The sequence below is a fragment of the Janthinobacterium sp. 78 genome (genome assembly GCF_003096775.1).
In the GTDB taxonomy this organism is placed as follows: domain Bacteria; phylum Pseudomonadota; class Gammaproteobacteria; order Burkholderiales; family Burkholderiaceae_D; genus Janthinobacterium; species Janthinobacterium tructae.
This window is the reverse complement of record NZ_QENT01000001.1, coordinates 275779-291546: the sequence shown is the minus strand read 5'-3', so window position 1 is coordinate 291546 and position 15768 is coordinate 275779. Positions and strand designations below refer to the sequence as shown.

Sequence of the window (15768 nt, the reverse complement as noted above, 5' to 3'; positions counted from 1 at the left end):
TGACCTCTATGCGGCCGCCTTGAAGGCCAGCAGCGGCGCGCCGTCGGCCACCTGGTCGCCGACTGCATACAGCACGTCTTCCACCAGGCCGTCGTGCGGCGCGGCGATCGTATGCTCCATCTTCATCGCTTCCATGATAACCAGCGGCTCGCCCTTCTTGACGTCCTGGCCCTTGTTCACCAGCACGGCGACGACCTTGCCCGGCATCGGCGCCGTCAGGCGGCCGCCTTCCGCTTCTACTTCACCCGCATGCGCCATCGGGTCGCTGTAATGCAAGGTATGGTGCAAGCCATTGGTGAATACGTGGAACTGCTCGCCATCGCGCAGCACCGTGCCATGCACGGCACGCTCGCCCAGCTTGATGTGCAGCTCGTTGCCTGTGCGCGCCGTCAAGGTCAGGGGCTGGCCGTTGAACAGCCAGCCATCGGTTTTATAGGCGATGCGCGCGGCATAGGCCTTGCTGGCGCTGGCCAGCGCGAATTCGTCGGCAAACGCCAGGCTGCGTCCCAGGGTGCTGTTCAAGCGCCAGCCCAGGGCATTGCCCCATGGGTCGGCAGGGTTGCTCGACTGCGCTTCGGACGCGGTTTTTTCTTCCGTCAGCAGGCTGACTGCCGCCAGCGCCAGGGCCGTGTCGGGCGCCGCCTGCAGGACGGGGAACAGCGTGTCTTGATTGCGCTCGATCAAACCCGTGTCGAGGTCCGCGCTGGCAAATGCCTGGCCTTCGACCAGGCGTTTCAAGAAGGCGATATTGCTGGCCAGGCCGACGATCTGGTATTCCGACAGCGCCTGCGCCATGCGCGCCAGCGCTTCGCGGCGGTCTGCGCCCCAGACGATCAGCTTGGCGATCATCGGGTCGTAGAACGGAGAGATGGCGTCGCCTTCGCGCACGCCCGAATCGATGCGCACGGCGGCCGGAATCACTGTGCCACCGAGCTCGAACGTGACGGCCGATGGCGACTGCATGTGGCGCAGCGTGCCGATCGACGGCAAAAAGCCCTTTTCCGGATTTTCCGCATAAATGCGCGCCTCGATGGCGTGGCCGTGGATCGTCAGTTCGCTTTGTTTTTTCGGCAGCGGTTCGCCAAAGGCGACGCGCAACTGCCATTCCACCAGGTCGGTGCCGGTGATCATTTCCGTTACCGGATGTTCCACCTGCAGGCGCGTGTTCATTTCCATGAAATAGAAAGAGCCATCCTGGTTGGCGATGAATTCCACCGTGCCCGCGCCCACGTAGCCGACGGCCTTGGCGGCGGCGACGGCCGCTTCGCCCATGGCGGCGCGGCGCTCCGCCGGCATGCCCGGCGCCGGCGCTTCTTCCAGCACCTTTTGGTGACGGCGCTGCACCGAGCAATCGCGCTCGAACAGGTAGATGCAGTTACCGAGCGTGTCGGCAAACACCTGGATTTCGATATGCCGCGGACGCGACAGGTATTTTTCGGCCAGCACCTTGTCGTCGCCGAAAGAGCTGATCGCTTCGCGCTTGCACGAGGCCAGCGCGGCCTTGAAGTCGGCGCTGTTGTCAATGACGCGCATGCCCTTGCCGCCGCCGCCAGCGGATGCCTTCAGCAGCACGGGGTAGCCGATCTTGTCGGCCTGCCCGTGCAAAAAGTCCGCATCCTGATTCTCGCCGTGGTAGCCGGGCACCAGCGGCACATTGGCTTTTTCCATCAGCGACTTGGCGGCCGATTTCGAGCCCATGGCGCGCATGGCGGACGCCGGCGGGCCGATGAAGACCAGGCCCGCAGCGTGGCAGGCGTCGGCAAAGTCGGCGTTCTCGGACAAAAAGCCATAGCCAGGGTGGATCGCCTGGGCACCAGTGGCCAGCGCCACGGCGATTATCTTGTCGCCGCACAGATAGCTTTCCTTGGCCGGCGCGGGGCCGATCAGGACGGCTTCGTCGCACACGGCGACGTGCTTGGCGTTGGCGTCCGCTTCCGAATACACGGCGACGGTCTGGATGCCCATGCGGCGCGCGGTAGCGGCGACACGGCAAGCGATTTCGCCGCGGTTGGCGATCAGGATTTTAGTGAACATGGTCTCTCTCTATTCTCTCAAAAAGGGGCAGCTGTCTCTTGGCGGACCTTGTCTGCTGGTTTGTCGGTTTACGCGCAACGCGCTAAACCGACCTACGCATGGTGAGGCTGGATATCGTAGGTCGGGTTAGCCGGCACGGCGTAACCCGACAAGGCTGTCATCAGCAGCCGCACTTCTCTTTCTGTACCGAGTCCAGCATGGCGCCGCGCGTCTGCAGGCCCAGCTTACCCAGCAAGACGCGGTCGTCTTCCGCTTCCGGGTTGTCGGTGGTGAGCAGCTTGTCGCCGTAGAAGATGGAATTGGCACCAGCCAGGAAGCACATCGCTTGCACGGCTTCGCCCATCTGGCGGCGGCCCGCCGACAAACGCACGCGCGCCTTCGGCATGGTGATGCGGGCCACGGCGATCGTGCGCACGAATTCAAATGGATCGAGCGCTTCCAGGCCGAACAAAGGCGTGCCTTCCACTTGTACCAGATGGTTGACGGGCACCGATTCCGGATACGGATTCAAATTGGCCAGCTGGGCGATCAGGCCCGCGCGCTGCAGACGCGTTTCGCCCATGCCGACGATGCCGCCGCAGCACACTTTCAAGCCTGCTTCGCGCACGCGGCCCAAAGTGTCCAGACGGTCCTGGTATTCGCGCGTGGAGATGACGTTGTCGTAGAACTCGGGCGCCGTGTCGAGGTTATGGTTGTAGAAGTCCAGGCCCGCGTTTTTCAGGCGGTCCGCTTGTCCCTCTTCCAGCATGCCCAAAGTAGCGCAGGTTTCCAGGCCCAGCGCCTTCACCTTGGTCACCATCTCTTCGACTTTTTCCATGTCGCGCTCTTTCGGGCTGCGCCAGGCGGCGCCCATGCAGAAGCGCGTGGCGCCATTGGCTTTCGCCTGGCGCGCCGCGTCGAGCACCGTGTCGATGTCGAGGATTTTTTTCGCTTCCACGCCCGTGTCATAGCGGGCAGCTTGCGGGCAGTAGCCGCAGTCTTCTTCGCAGCCGCCCGTCTTGATCGATAACAGGGTCGCCAGTTCCACGTCGCCATCGGGGAAGTTGATGCGGTGGGTTTGCTGGGCCTTGAACATCAGGTCATTGAATGGCAGGTCGAACAGGGCCAGTACATCGGCGACGGGCCAGGTGGCCGCTTCCGGCACGGTGATGCGCGCCGCAGGGCGGTGCAGTTCGACGGTTTTTGTTGCTTCTTGGACGTGAGACATGTGATTCCTTCGCTTCTATTTTTTGGATACGTTTTAAGTGTTGGGATGCTGCGCCGGCCAGTTCGGCAAGCCGGTGAAATCGAGATACGCCGCCGCCGCTTGCGCGCTCGGCTGCGCCAGGCGCGGCACCTTGCCCAGCAGCGGCGCCGGGATGCGCTCGATCAGCGCATCGATATTTTCGTCGAGGAAGCGCATTTCCACTTCCAGGGTGTTGGCGACCCAGCCGATCACCGTCAGGCCGCGCGCTTCGATGGCTTCCAGCGTCAGCAAGGCCTGGCTGATGCAGCCCAGACGCATGCCGACCACCAGGATCACGGGCAGGTCGAGCTGCTGCGCCAGGTCGGCCGAATCAAAGCCGGGCGACAGCGGCACGCGGAAACCACCCACGCCTTCGACCACGACCGCGTCCGAGGCGGCGGCAATTTCCAGGTAGGCGGCCAGGATCGGCACCGACTCGATGCTGACGCCTTCGAGCGCGGCGGCGATGTGCGGCGCGGCCGGCTCCTTCAGCATGTAGGGCGTGGTGATATTGCGCAGCATGGTGACGTTGCCGGCGGCGATCAGGCTGTCGGCGTCTTCATTATGCAGTTCGCCGTCGCGCATCTCGGCGCCGGCGGCGACGGGCTTCATGCCGCAGGCGCGCACGCCGCGCGCCACCAGCGCGTGCAGCAGGGCCGACGAGGTCAAGGTCTTGCCGATTTCCGTGTCCGTGCCGGTGACGAAACAGGCAAAGCGCGATGGCAGGCCGGCAGTGGCCGGAGCCGGCTGCACGGCCGGCGCCAGGTCCGCCAGCACTGCCGCCACGATAGGGTCATCAAGGCTCATGGCGTGTCCTTTCCAGGGTGTTGATTGCATTGATCAATTGCGCCACTTCCTGCGCCGTGTGGCCGGCCGACAGGGTCACGCGCAGGCGCGCCGATCCGGCTGGCACGGTGGGCGGGCGGATGGCGCCGACCCACAGTCCCTGCTGGTAGAGTTGAGCGGCGATGTCCAGCATGTCCGCATTGTCGCCGATGATGACGGGCTGGATGGCGGACAGTGATGGCAAGGCTTGCCAGTGTTGCAGTTGCAAGCCATCGTTCCATTGCGCCACCAGCGCCGCGAGGTGCCTGCGACGTTGTTTTCCTTCCTCACCGGCGATGATGTCCAGGCTGGCCAAGAGCGCATGCGCGAGCGCGGGCGCGGCCGCCGTGGTGAAGATGTAGGGGCGCGCCTTCTGGATCAGCGTGTCGATCACGGCTTCGTGCGCGCAAACAAAAGCGCCACCCACGCCGGCCGATTTGCCCAGGGTGCCCACGTAGACCAGGTGCGGCGAATGCAGGTCGAAGTGTTCCAGCGCGCCACGGCCATTCTCGCCCAGCGCACCGAAGCCGTGCGCATCGTCGACCACCAGCCAGGCGCCATAGCGCTCGCACAGGGCCAGCAGCGCGGGCAGCGGCGCCAGGTCGCCATCCATGCTGAAGATGCTGTCGGTGACGACGATTTTGGTTTTGGCTTTGCTGTCCGCCAGCAGGACCGCCAGGGCATCGAGGTCCGCATGCGGATACACGCGCGTCTTGACGCGGGCCAGGCGCGTGCCGTCGATCAGCGAGGCGTGGTTCAGCGCTTCCGAAAAAATCTCCGTGTCCGCATCGCCCGCCGCCAGGGCCGTCAGCACAGCCAGATTAGCCATGTAGCCGGTGCAGAAATACAGGGCGCGCGCCTGCTCCAGGTTGGCGCCGACGAAAGCGGCCAGCCGTTCTTCCAGCTGCGCGTGGGCGCGGCTGTGGCCACTGATCAGGTGCGAAGCGCCGCTGCCGGCGCCATACAGGTCGGCGCCCTCTTTCAGCGCGGCGACGATGCGCGGATGCGACGCCAGGCCCAGGTAGTCATTGCTGCAAAAGGCCAGCATGTCGCGTCCGTCCACCGTCAGGCGCGGCGCGCACGGCGTGTCGACGGTGCGGCGGCGGCGGATCAGGCTACGCTCTTCCAGCCCTTGCAGCTGCTGTTGTAATCGCGCGATCAGTTCCATCTCAGGCCCCGATCACTGTGTTGAAGACGGCCAGCGTCTGCTGGCCCAGGCCCGCGATTTCCTCGTCGTCGAGGATATATGGCGGCATCAGGTAGACGGTGGAGCCGATGGGGCGCATCAACAGTTCGTGTTCCAGCGCCGTGCTGAAGAAGCGGCGCGAAAAATCGGGCGCCGCATCGACGGCATCGAATGCCCAGATCATGCCCTGCTGGCGGAAGTGTTTTACGCGCTCATGCTGCGCCAGCGGTGCCAGGGCGCGCGTGATCTTGGCGGCGCGCACCCGGTTGGCCACCAGCACGTCGTCTTCCTCGAAGATGGACAAGGTGGCCAGCGCTGCGCGGCAGGCCAGCGGGTTGCCCGTGTACGAGTGCGAATGCAAAAAGCCGCGGCGCACGTCGGTGCTGTAGAACGCTTGATAGATGTCTTCGCGCGTCATCACGAGGGACAGGGGTAAATAGCCGCCGCTGATGCCCTTCGACAGACACACGAAATCGGGCCAGATGCCGGCCTGTTCGCACGCAAAGAAAGTGCCCGTGCGGCCGCAGCCGACGGCGATTTCGTCGAGGATCAAATGGACGTGATAACGGTCGCACAGGGCGCGCACCAGCGACAGGTACAGCGGGTCATGCATGGCCATGCCGGTGGCGCATTGCACCAGCGGCTCGATGATGATGGCGGCAATCTTGTCGGCTTTTTCCTGAAACAGCTGCTCAACTTCGGCGGCCGCGCGGCGCGCCACGTCCTGCGCCGTTTCGTTTTCAGCTGCCTGGCGGAAGTCGGGCGACATCACCGTCTGCGTGGCGCGCAGCAGGGGGCCGTAGGCATCCTTGAACAGGGCGACGTCCGTGACGGCCAGCGCGCCGATGGTTTCGCCATGGTAGCTGCCCTTCAGGCAGACGAATTCCTGCTTGTCACTCTTGCCGCTGTTGCGCCACGCGTGAAAGCTCATTTTCAGGGCGATTTCCACGGCCGAGGCGCCGTCGGACGCGTAAAAGCTGTGGCCAAGCACGCCGCCCGTCAATGCCGACAGCTTTTCCGACAGTTCGACCACCGGTGCATGCGTGAAACCGGCCAGCATGGCGTGTTCCAGGCGGTCCAGCTGGTCCTTGAGTTCCGCATTGATGCGCGGATTGGCGTGGCCGAACAGGTTCACCCACCAGGAGCTGATGGCGTCCAGGTAGCGTCGGCCTTCGTGGTCATACAGCCAGGCGCCGCGGCCATGGCTGACGGGGATGAGCGGTACAGTCTCGTGATGCTGCATTTGCGTGCACGGATGCCACACGCTGCGCAGACTGCGTTCGACCCAGCCCGATTGTTTTTCTGCTTTCAAAACTGCTCCAATGATATTCTTAGTCCATGAGCTTTGGACTATTAACTAGCCCATGAGCCAACTCGGCTTGCGCTTGTCGAGGAACGATTGCACGCCTTCGCGGCCCTGCTCCGAGGCGCGGATGTGCGCGATGCGCTCGGCGGTGTCCGCCAGCAGCGCGTCATCGACCGGCTGGCCAACGATTTCGCGCACCAGCGTTTTCGCTTGCGCCACGGCGTGCGGGCTGTTGCCCGTCAGCGCTTTGAGCACGTCAAAGGTTTTCGCGTCCAGCGCGCTTGCCTCGACTACCTCGTGGGCAAAGCCGATGCGCAGCGCTTCCTGTGCAGAGAATCGCTCCGCGGTCAGGAAATAGCGGCGTGCCGCGTTTTCGCCCATGGCCTTGATGACATACGGTGAAATAGTGGCCGGGATCAGTCCCAGCCGCACTTCGCTCAGGCAGAAATGCACGTCTTCCGCAACCAGAATGATATCGCATGCGGCGACGAGGCCCATGCCACCCGCATAGCAGTCGCCCTGGATCTTCGCCACGACGGGCTTGGGACACAGGTAAATCGTGCGCAGCATCTGCGCCAGCTGCAGCGCGTCGGCCTGGTTTTCGGCGTGCGTGTAGCCGGCCATCTTCTTCATCCAGTTCAAGTCCGCACCGGCGCAGAAGGCCGCGCCATTCGCGGCCAGCACGATGGCGCGCACCATGTCGCTGCGCCCCAGGCCTTCGAAGGCGCGCGCCAGTTCGGCGATCGTCGTCTCGTTGAAGGCGTTGCGCACGTCGGGGCGGTTCAGGGTCACGGTGGCGACATTGCCCTCGATGACCAGCTTTAAGGTTTCAAATTCCATGATCTTCTCCCTGAGTGCCGCTTACATGCGGAATACGCCGAACTTCGTGTCCGGGATTTCCGCGTTCAAGGCGGCCGACAGCCCCAGGCCCAGCACCATGCGCGTGTCGGCCGGGTCGATCACGCCATCGTCCCACAGGCGCGCGGTGGCATAGTATGGGTGGCCCTGATGTTCGTATTGATCCTTGATCGGCTGCTTGAAGGCCGCTTCCTCGTCCGCGCTCCATGCGCCGCCCTTGCCCTCGATGCCGTCGCGCTTGACGGTGGCCAGCACGGACGCGGCCTGGTCGCCGCCCATGACGGAAATGCGCGCATTCGGCCACATCCACATGAAACGGGGAGAAAAGGCGCGGCCGCACATGCCGTAATTGCCGGCGCCGAAGCTGCCGCCGATAATCACCGTGAATTTCGGCACGGCGGCCGTGGCCACGGCCGTGACCATCTTGGCGCCATTGCGGGCGATGCCTTCGTTTTCGTACTTGCGCCCTACCATGAAGCCCGTGATATTTTGCAGAAAGACGAGCGGGATCTTGCGCTGGCAGCACAATTCGATGAAATGCGTGCCTTTCAGCGCTGATTCGGAGAACAAGATGCCGTTATTGGCGATGATGCCGACTTTGACGCCATAGATATGCGCGAAGCCGCAGATCAGGGTGGTGCCGTAGCGGGCCTTGAATTCGTCGAAATCGCTGCCGTCGACGATGCGCGCGATCACTTCGCGTACATCGAAGGGCTTGCGCGTATCGACGGGGATCACGCCATACAGTTCCTGCGTCGGGTATGTCGGTTCGACGGATGCACGCAAGGCCATCTGCTGCGGTTTTTGACGGTTCAGGTTCGAAACGATGGTGCGCGCCAGCGACAGCGCATGCAAATCGTTCTGCGCCAGGTGGTCGACCACGCCGGACAAGCGCGTGTGCACGTCGCCGCCACCGAGGTCTTCGGCCGTCACCACTTCACCGGTCGCCGCTTTCACCAGCGGCGGGCCGCCGAGGAAAATCGTGCCCTGCTCCTTGACGATGATCGACTCGTCGCTCATGGCCGGCACATACGCGCCGCCCGCCGTGCAAGAGCCCATCACCACGGCGATCTGCGGGATGCCCTTGGCCGACAGGTTCGCCTGGTTGTAGAAGATGCGGCCGAAATGGTCGCGGTCGGGGAAGACGTCGTCCTGGTTCGGCAGGTTGGCGCCGCCCGAGTCGACCAGGTAGATGCAGGGCAGGTTGTTCTGGTCGGCGATTTCCTGGGCGCGCAAATGCTTTTTCACCGTCATCGGGTAATACGTGCCGCCCTTGACGGTGGCGTCGTTGCAGACGATGACGCATTCCTGGCCCGAGACGCGGCCGATGCCGGTGATGATGCCGGCGGAAGGCGCCGCATCGACGCCCTTGGCGTCCTGGTACATGGCGTAGGCCGCCATCTGGGAAAACTCGAGGAAGGGCGTGCCGGGATCGAGCAGCATCTGCACTCTGTCGCGCGGCAGCAGTTTTCCGCGCGCCAGGTGCTTGGCGGCCGCCGCTTCGCCGCCGCCAGCCGCGATCTTTTCCACCTTGTCGCGCAAATCGTCGACGATGGCTTGCATGGCTGCGGCATTGGCCTTGAAATCTTCACTGCGCGGATTGAGTTTGCTTTCGATGTGCGGCATTGCGGTTCCTTTTTATGATCGCCCGGTCTCTCGGGTCGCGCTATTCGGGAAAACTGCCGTCGAGATAAAACCAGCGCATGCCACCGTCACCCGCCTCGCGCACGAAGCGGCTCACTTCATGCAGGCGGTGCGCGCGGCCGTTGACCTTGTAGCGGGCCACGAATTCGACGCTGTCGCGGTGTATCTCTTCGGCTTGATCTGCTGATACTGCTTTACGTTGACGTAAACGTAAAGCAGATTTTACCTCAAGTCCCAGCCAGTGGACTTTTTCTTCTTCGGCAAATAAAGCGTCGGCTGGACGGGTGCTGGCATGCCAGGTGGCGCGCAGATAGGGCTCGTCGCGCAAGGTGAACGCCGTGTAGCGCGAACGCATCAAAGCTTCGGCCGTGGGCGGCAAGGCGTCGCCCGCGATATACGGGCCGCAGCAGCTGGCGTAGGAGGCGCCGCCACAGGGGCAGGCGGCAGATGTCGAGGGTGTGGGCATGCGGACGCGGATAGGGGAACAGGAAAGTTCCGCAATTATCCGTCATATCGGCAGCGGCGCGTGCGCGCCGCCTTGGCCAGCTACTTTTTCGGGCTGAGGAAGTCCAGCGCAAACGGCGGCGCCTTGCCGGCCATGAGATCGGCGAGGATGCGCGCCGTGCCGGCGGCAAACGTAAAACCCAGCGGGCCGTGGCCCACGTTGAGCCACAGGTTGGCGTAGGTGCTGGCGCCCACCAGCGGCGCGCTGTTCGGCGTGGCGGGGCGCAGGCCGGCCCAGGCCGTGGCCTGGTCGTAGTCGGCGCCGTGCGGCATGGCTTCGCGCGCCAGCCGCGTCAGGCCGGCGATGCGGTTCCAATCGATGCTGTTGTCGGCGCCCACCATGTCGACCATGGCGGCCACGCGCAGGTCGCTGCCAATGCGCGCATACAGCACCTTGCGCTCAAAATCCGTGATGCTGATCTCGGGCGCCTTGTCCTGTGCGCGGATGGGCGCCGTCAGGCTGTAGCCCTTCAAAGGGTACAGCGGCAAATAAATGCCCGCCGTGGCGGCCAGGTCGCGGCTCTGTATGCCGGCCGCGAGCACATAGTGGTCCGCCTGTAACAGGCCCAGGCTGGTGTCGACGCCCGTGATCCTGCCCTTGTGCGTGACGAGGCGGCGCGCCTCGCCTTTCAGCAGGAGCGAACAATTCGGGTGCTGCAGCAGGCGTGCTTCCAGGGCCAGGCAAAAGGCGTGGCAATCGGCCACCGCCTCGCCCTCGGTAAAGATGCCGCCCGCCAGGGAGCCTTGCAAGGCGGCCAGCGCCGGTTCGCGCTGCACGGCTTCCTGTGGCGACAAGACGATGCGCGCTTCTTCCGACTCGGGCCGGGCCACGGCCCGCTGAAAGATGGCGGGCGAGCGGTAGACGATGAGTTTGCCCGCATCGCGCCAGGCATACGCCTCGGGCGGCACGCTCAGTTCCAGCTGCGCCATGCCGGCGCGGCTTAATTCTCCCAGTTGCAGCAGCTTGGCCGTCGTGCGGGCATTGCTGGCGCTGTTGCAATTACGCAAGAAACTGGCCATCCAGCGCCACTGGCGCCAGTCGGCCTCGGGCCGGAAGCGCAGCGGGCCATCTTTCTGCAGCAGCCATTGCAGGGCTTTCAGGGGGACGCCCGCGTCCGCCAGCGGTGCTACATAGCGATAGCTGAGCTGGCCGCCATTGCGGTAGCTGGCGGCGATCGCCACTTGTTCATTGCGTTCCAGTACCGTGACCTTGTAGCCGGCCTCGGCCAGCCACCAGGCCGATGTCAGACCGACGACGCCGCCGCCGATGATGATGACGTGTTGCTGCATGTTGCCTCGCTGCGTTGCGCTCCCATGGTGCGGGAGCATTCGGGAAGAGCTTAGAGGCTGGCCGCCAAGGCAGCCAATGAAACATCATGGTGCAGCCATAACTTTCAGGAATGCACCATTTCAAGGCAGGGATTGATTGTTGGCAATCGCACCATGGTAGAGCGCCGTGAGGATCAACTCCTCGCTGCGCCCCATGGCGGAATACGTGCCGGGATACTGCGCGGGATCGCTGCCCGTGCCGCCCACCAGCATTACCATGCCATTCCTGTTATTGAAATCGAGCACGAAGGCGGAAACGAGGCCATACGCGTCGCCCAGGTGGCCCACGGCCGTGAAACTGGCGCCCTCGACCAGGCCATTGCCCTGCCCCGCCAGCGCATCGAACTGCTGGTTGCCCAGGCCCCAGGCGCGGTACAGGCCCCGCTCGCTGTCGCCATTGCTGCCATCTGGCGCCAGCTGCCATTGCCGGGCAAACATCAGCGCGATGCTGGCCGGCTGCAACAACTGCTGATGCTGGTAGCGCCCACCGTCGAGCAGCATTTGCATGATCTTGCCCAAGTCAGCGGCGGAAATGCGCAAGCCGCCCGTGGGACTGAAGACGGTGGCGTTGCTGCCGATCACATAGTTGGCCAGGCCAGCGGGCACGGCGGGTGGACGCTGGTAAACAGCATCGGCCTGGGCGATCCAGGGGCCGTGCGGCTGCCACTGTTCCGTCTCCAAGGTGCGCTTGCGGTACAGGGTGGCCGTGTTCGCCACGTCCGCCGCAGGGAAGGCCGCCGGGTGGTAGCCGCCGCGCACATCGAGGGGATCGAGCAGCAGACGGCGCATCAGCAAGTCGAAGCGCTCGCCCGTGACTTTTTCCATCACGGTGCCGATGACTCCCCAGTTCAGATTGGAATACGTGAAATAGCGGCCTGGCGGCATGGCCGCATCCCACATGAGGTCGCCGCCGGCCGTAAACACGTCGCGCAAGCTGCGTTCGGGGCCCCAGGCATAGCCGCCCGCGTCGCGCAGCGAGGAAGTGTGGCTGAGCAAGCTGCGCAAGGTCACGGCTTGCTGAGGGAAATGCGGGTTGCGCAAGGAAAAGCCCAGATAGATGCCCACGTCCTGGTCCAGGCTCAGCTTGCCTTGCTCGACCAGCCGCATCAGGCCCACAGTGGTCATCATCTTCGATACCGAGGCGATGCGAAACAGCGTGGCCGGCGTCACCGGCAAATGCTGCGCCGGCGTGGCGCCGATGTGCCGGTAGCCAAATTGCTGCTGATACGACACCTTGCCGTGGCGGATGGCCAGCACGGACAGGCTGGCCAGCGGATGGGCCGGGTCATCGACGATGGCGGCCAGCGCCGCATTAAGCGCGCGCTGCTGTGCCTGTGGCACGCGTGGCTCAGTGCCGCTGCCGGGCGGGGTGGCCAGTGCAGTCCAGGTCGTACCCAGCAGTAGCAAGCCCAGCAAACCCGTCATTTTGTTGATCATGCTTTCCCTGTGTCATGGTGGATGGACGCCTTGCCAGCATAGGGGGGGATGCTTGACTACGCCAATGAAAATTGCTTATTTATCTATAATGCAAAGCTATACGTACGGTAAAACATTGTTTTTTTAAATGTATAACCGTTATTTATGGTCATTTTCCATTTATTCATAGGTGGATGGGCTACGCGCAAGCGCCATCGCTATTACACTAGGAGGACAAGGAGAACTGTATGAGCCAGACCAGCGTAGAACTCAAGGTCGATTTAAATGACAATTCGCCTTTATATATGCAGATCGCCCGCAAGCTGAGCGATGACGTACGCAATGGCCGCTACCAGGTAGACCAGGCCCTGCCCTCTGAACGTACCCTGTCCGAACTGCTCGACGTATCGCGCGTGACTGCCCGCAAGGCCATCGACCAGCTCGTCGAGCAAGGCCTCGTCGTGCGCCGCCGTGGTTCGGGCAACTATATTGCCCCGCGCATCGAGCAGCCGCTGTCGAACCTGTCGAGCTTTTCCGAGCAGCTGCAGCAGCGCGGCTACCGCCCCGGCTCGCGCTGGCTCAAGCGCGAAGTCGTCATCGCCAGCAGCGATGAACAGCTGAGCCTGGGCCTGGCGCAGAACACGAAAGTGGCGCGCCTGGAGCGCTTGCGCCTGGCCGACGATGTGGTGATGGCGTATGAAGTGAGCGTGCTGCCCTTCAGCGTGGTGCCGGACCCGGCCGCCGTGGGCGATTCGCTGTACGAATACTTAAACAGCATCAAGAAGGCCCCCGTGCGTGCCTTGCAGCACATCCGCGCCATGAATGCGACGGACGTGCTGGCCAAGCAACTGGGCATCCCCGATGGCCAGGCCGTGCTGTTCATCACGCGCATCGCCTATCTGGAGTCGGGCGAAGCGGTGGAACTGACGCATTCGTATTGCCGCAGCGATCATTACGATTTTGTGGCGGAAATGCGCCGCGCGCCATAAATCTACTGCTCGAGCAGGCGCATCATGGATTCGGCCACGCCGACGGACGACTCCCAGCTCATGCCGGTCACCAGCCGGCCATCGACCTCGACGTGACTCTTGCCGTTGGCGCCGTGTCTGAAGATGCCGCCATGGCGCTTGATGCTGGCCTCTGCCGAAAAGGGATAGGCCTTGTATACCGGTGATTCCTTGTTGAGAAACGCATCGGGGAACGAGGTGAGCACCTTGCCCTGGATGAGGAAAGTACCGTCACTGAGCTTCAGGTTCTTGATGCCCTCGGTGCCATGGCAGATGGCCGCGATCACTCCACCTTGTTGTTCATAGATGCGCACAGCGATGTCCTGCAGCGGCTGGTTGTCCGGGACGCCGACGATGGCCGCGCCGCCGCCGACGAAAGCCATGCCCGCATACTCGTCTGCCCTGACATCGGCGACGGGCGTGGTATGGGCCAGTGCCCACATGAAATCACTGTCGTACAGATGCTTCTTGAGCAACTCGTCCGACGTGACGATCATTTCCAAAGGAATGGCGCCACCGTCGGGACTGACGAAGTCGACCGCGTACCCTGCTTTGCGAAAGGCGTCGTAGGTATACGCTAGCTCGGGAAAATTATTGCCTGCGTTAACCTTTGTGCCCGGATATTGATGCACATTCGACACGACCAGCAGCACCTTGCGTGCCTGGCGCGGAGCTGCCGGCTCGCGATCGGCCGACTTGCTGATGATCTTCCAGTGGCCGGCGATCTTTTTCAACAGAAACACATCCACATAGCGCACGCCTTGCTGGGGAATGTGGATCTCGGCCTTGGCGCTGGCCACCTTGCCGCTCACTTCCACCTTGATCAGTCGTCCGTGGCGCCCATTGAATTGCCCTTTTTTCTCCTGGGAAAAGAGTTTGGCGTATTCCGGACCGCTCAACTCCCATTCCGCACCGTTTTTACCGTCGAGGTAAAGGCGGGCGGTGGCATGGAAGGCCTGGTTGATCTCGTCCGGTACGTTGAAGCTGGTGCCGTGCAGATACAAGTGCACGGTTTCCCGGATGGCATTTTCGTCCTGGTCTGCGGTGGCGGCGGTGCCGGCGGCGGCGCTGCTGAGCAAGCAACAGGCGAGTAGCGTGCGCATTAAAAATTGAATCATGGATTTACCCTGCATGGAGAACTACGTTTATCGGAGCAACGACTATTTCAGGTCGCTGGTGGTCGATAAGTTATCGAAATGCAGGGGAATGGATGTCGCCAAACACGATGTCAGACTCCGGAATGGCGATTCCGGAGCGGTTTTACGCGGAAACAGGCCTGGCCGCCTGGCCAGATTGGGCGCGGAAGCTGGCGGGTGTCTGCCCAGCAACTTTCTTGAAGGTGGAGTAGAAGGTGGAACTGGAATTGAACCCGCAGCGCTCGGCAACGATATCCATGTTCAGTTGCGGCTCGTCGGTCAATAGCTGTTTCGCTTCGGCGATACGGTATTCGTTGACGTAGGTGTTGAAGCTTTTGCTCAGCCGGTCATTCAGTACTTGCGACACCTGCGCCTGCGTGCATCCCGCCCGCTTGGCCAGCTGGGCCAGGGTCAGGTTCGGATTCAGATAGGATTGTTGCCCGCTCATCTGTTGTTCCAGCGCCGCGAGCACGGCAAGTCCATCTTCGTGCGTCAGGCGGCTATTCTGGTATTTCTGCCTGGGGTCGGCAAGCGTCGATGTTTCCTTTCTCAGCAGAAAGACCATGACCGCGACATGCAGCGAGAAGGTGAACGACAAGGCACCGACAATATAGGACGTGAACGGCGTGCTCGCGTACGCCGCCAGCATGACACAGCTGCCTGCAAAGACGCTCAGCAGTAGCACGCTGCTGGTGGCCATCCGCTGTCCGTCGTTCAGCCATGCATGGCGGCTTTGCCACAGCAACTTGGCAGTTGTCAGCAGGTAGCCTAGCCAGAACACGTGAATGGCATGACTCGACAGGTCCCACACAGGACGATACGCGGAATACGGAAAGGCAACGCCTATGCCTATCAGCAGGAAGGACAAGCCGAGATGCCAGCGCCATTGTGGTCCGGCCGGCAGTTGCGCACGCCCGGCCAGGAAAGAGCGCACATAGAGATAGGTCAGGGGACCGATCAGCAGGCAGGCCGACAGGCCCAGCTGTCGGAATTCGATGGCGATCGCCGGGTTGAAGTAGAGGAAGGCGGATTTGGCGGTGCGCACTCCGACGGCAAGCAGCAATGCACCGAGCATGCAGTCGGCCAGGCAGCGAGGCCGACGGCTGAAAAAATAGACGGCCAGGAAAATGCCGTTGATGGCGCCAAGGGCGCTAAACAGGAACAGCAATTGGCGAGCGATCATGGGGCGTGTCGTGGATTAGGGCGTCGAATCGAAGTATAGACACAAATGGGAGCGTATCGAAGTACAAGTAATATGCCACGTTCCTGCGCCAGCCATAAACTCCCGTTATGCACGC

Annotated in this window: 13 protein-coding genes; 1 reads left to right on the top strand and 12 read right to left on the bottom strand. The window is 62.9% G+C overall.

Translation table 11 applies throughout. From position 1 onward, the window contains the following. Positions 1-6: 6 nt before the first annotated feature. The 10 genes from C8C92_RS01180 to C8C92_RS01135 all read right to left on the bottom strand — a co-directional run bounded on the left by C8C92_RS01180 (position 7) and on the right by C8C92_RS01135 (position 12348). Complete coding sequence (locus C8C92_RS01180) at positions 7-2034, bottom strand: acetyl/propionyl/methylcrotonyl-CoA carboxylase subunit alpha (RefSeq protein ID WP_116742805.1); 2028 nt, start codon at positions 2032-2034, stop codon at positions 7-9. Positions 2035-2194: 160 nt separating this feature from the next. After that, positions 2195-3241 carry a biotin synthase BioB gene (gene bioB / locus C8C92_RS01175; protein WP_099761390.1) on the bottom strand — a complete coding sequence of 349 codons (1047 nt, stop codon included), beginning with the start codon at positions 3239-3241 and terminating at the stop codon, positions 2195-2197. Positions 3242-3274: 33 nt separating this feature from the next. Further along, a complete protein-coding gene (gene bioD / locus C8C92_RS01170) occupies positions 3275-4066 on the bottom strand; it encodes a dethiobiotin synthase (RefSeq protein WP_099761393.1) in 792 nt (263 codons plus the stop codon). Further along, a complete protein-coding gene (gene bioF, locus C8C92_RS01165) occupies positions 4056-5252 on the bottom strand; it encodes an 8-amino-7-oxononanoate synthase (protein WP_116742804.1) in 1197 nt (398 codons plus the stop codon). Before bioF ends, bioD begins: the two co-directional genes overlap by 11 nt. A gap of 1 nt (position 5253) precedes the next feature. Continuing rightward, the gene (gene bioA, locus C8C92_RS01160) at positions 5254-6582 is read right to left on the bottom strand and encodes an adenosylmethionine--8-amino-7-oxononanoate transaminase (RefSeq protein WP_116742803.1); all 1329 of its coding nucleotides are present in this window, start codon (positions 6580-6582) and stop codon (positions 5254-5256) included. 45 nt (positions 6583-6627) lie between these two features. Beyond that, the gene (locus tag C8C92_RS01155) at positions 6628-7416 is read right to left on the bottom strand and encodes an enoyl-CoA hydratase/isomerase family protein (RefSeq protein WP_099761401.1); all 789 of its coding nucleotides are present in this window, start codon (positions 7414-7416) and stop codon (positions 6628-6630) included. A 21-nt stretch (positions 7417-7437) separates the two neighbouring features. Next, on the bottom strand, positions 7438-9060 hold the full coding sequence (locus C8C92_RS01150) for a carboxyl transferase domain-containing protein (RefSeq protein ID WP_116742802.1): 1623 nt from the start codon (positions 9058-9060) through the stop codon (positions 7438-7440). A gap of 40 nt (positions 9061-9100) precedes the next feature. Next, positions 9101-9544 carry a YchJ family metal-binding protein gene (locus C8C92_RS01145; RefSeq protein WP_116742801.1) on the bottom strand — a complete coding sequence of 148 codons (444 nt, stop codon included), beginning with the start codon at positions 9542-9544 and terminating at the stop codon, positions 9101-9103. A gap of 80 nt (positions 9545-9624) precedes the next feature. Continuing rightward, positions 9625-10911 (bottom strand): D-amino acid dehydrogenase, encoded by a 1287-nt coding sequence (locus C8C92_RS01140; RefSeq protein ID WP_116742800.1) that lies wholly within the window; start codon positions 10909-10911, stop codon positions 9625-9627. An 81-nt stretch (positions 10912-10992) separates the two neighbouring features. After that, a complete protein-coding gene (locus C8C92_RS01135) occupies positions 10993-12348 on the bottom strand; it encodes a serine hydrolase (RefSeq protein WP_243420082.1) in 1356 nt (451 codons plus the stop codon). A gap of 227 nt (positions 12349-12575) precedes the next feature. Between C8C92_RS01135 and C8C92_RS01130 the strand changes: the two genes are divergently transcribed. Continuing rightward, on the top strand, positions 12576-13316 hold the full coding sequence (locus C8C92_RS01130; protein ID WP_099761411.1) for a GntR family transcriptional regulator: 741 nt from the start codon (positions 12576-12578) through the stop codon (positions 13314-13316). Positions 13317-13318: 2 nt separating this feature from the next. On the opposite strand, the gene C8C92_RS01125 is transcribed toward C8C92_RS01130, so the two are convergent. Both C8C92_RS01125 and C8C92_RS01120 read right to left on the bottom strand, forming a co-directional pair. Then, positions 13319-14452 (bottom strand): nuclear transport factor 2 family protein, encoded by a 1134-nt coding sequence (locus C8C92_RS01125; RefSeq protein WP_165829234.1) that lies wholly within the window; start codon positions 14450-14452, stop codon positions 13319-13321. Between the two features lie 142 nt (positions 14453-14594). Continuing rightward, complete coding sequence (locus C8C92_RS01120; protein ID WP_116742798.1) at positions 14595-15653, bottom strand: helix-turn-helix transcriptional regulator; 1059 nt, start codon at positions 15651-15653, stop codon at positions 14595-14597. Between the last annotated feature and the right edge of the window lie 115 nt (positions 15654-15768).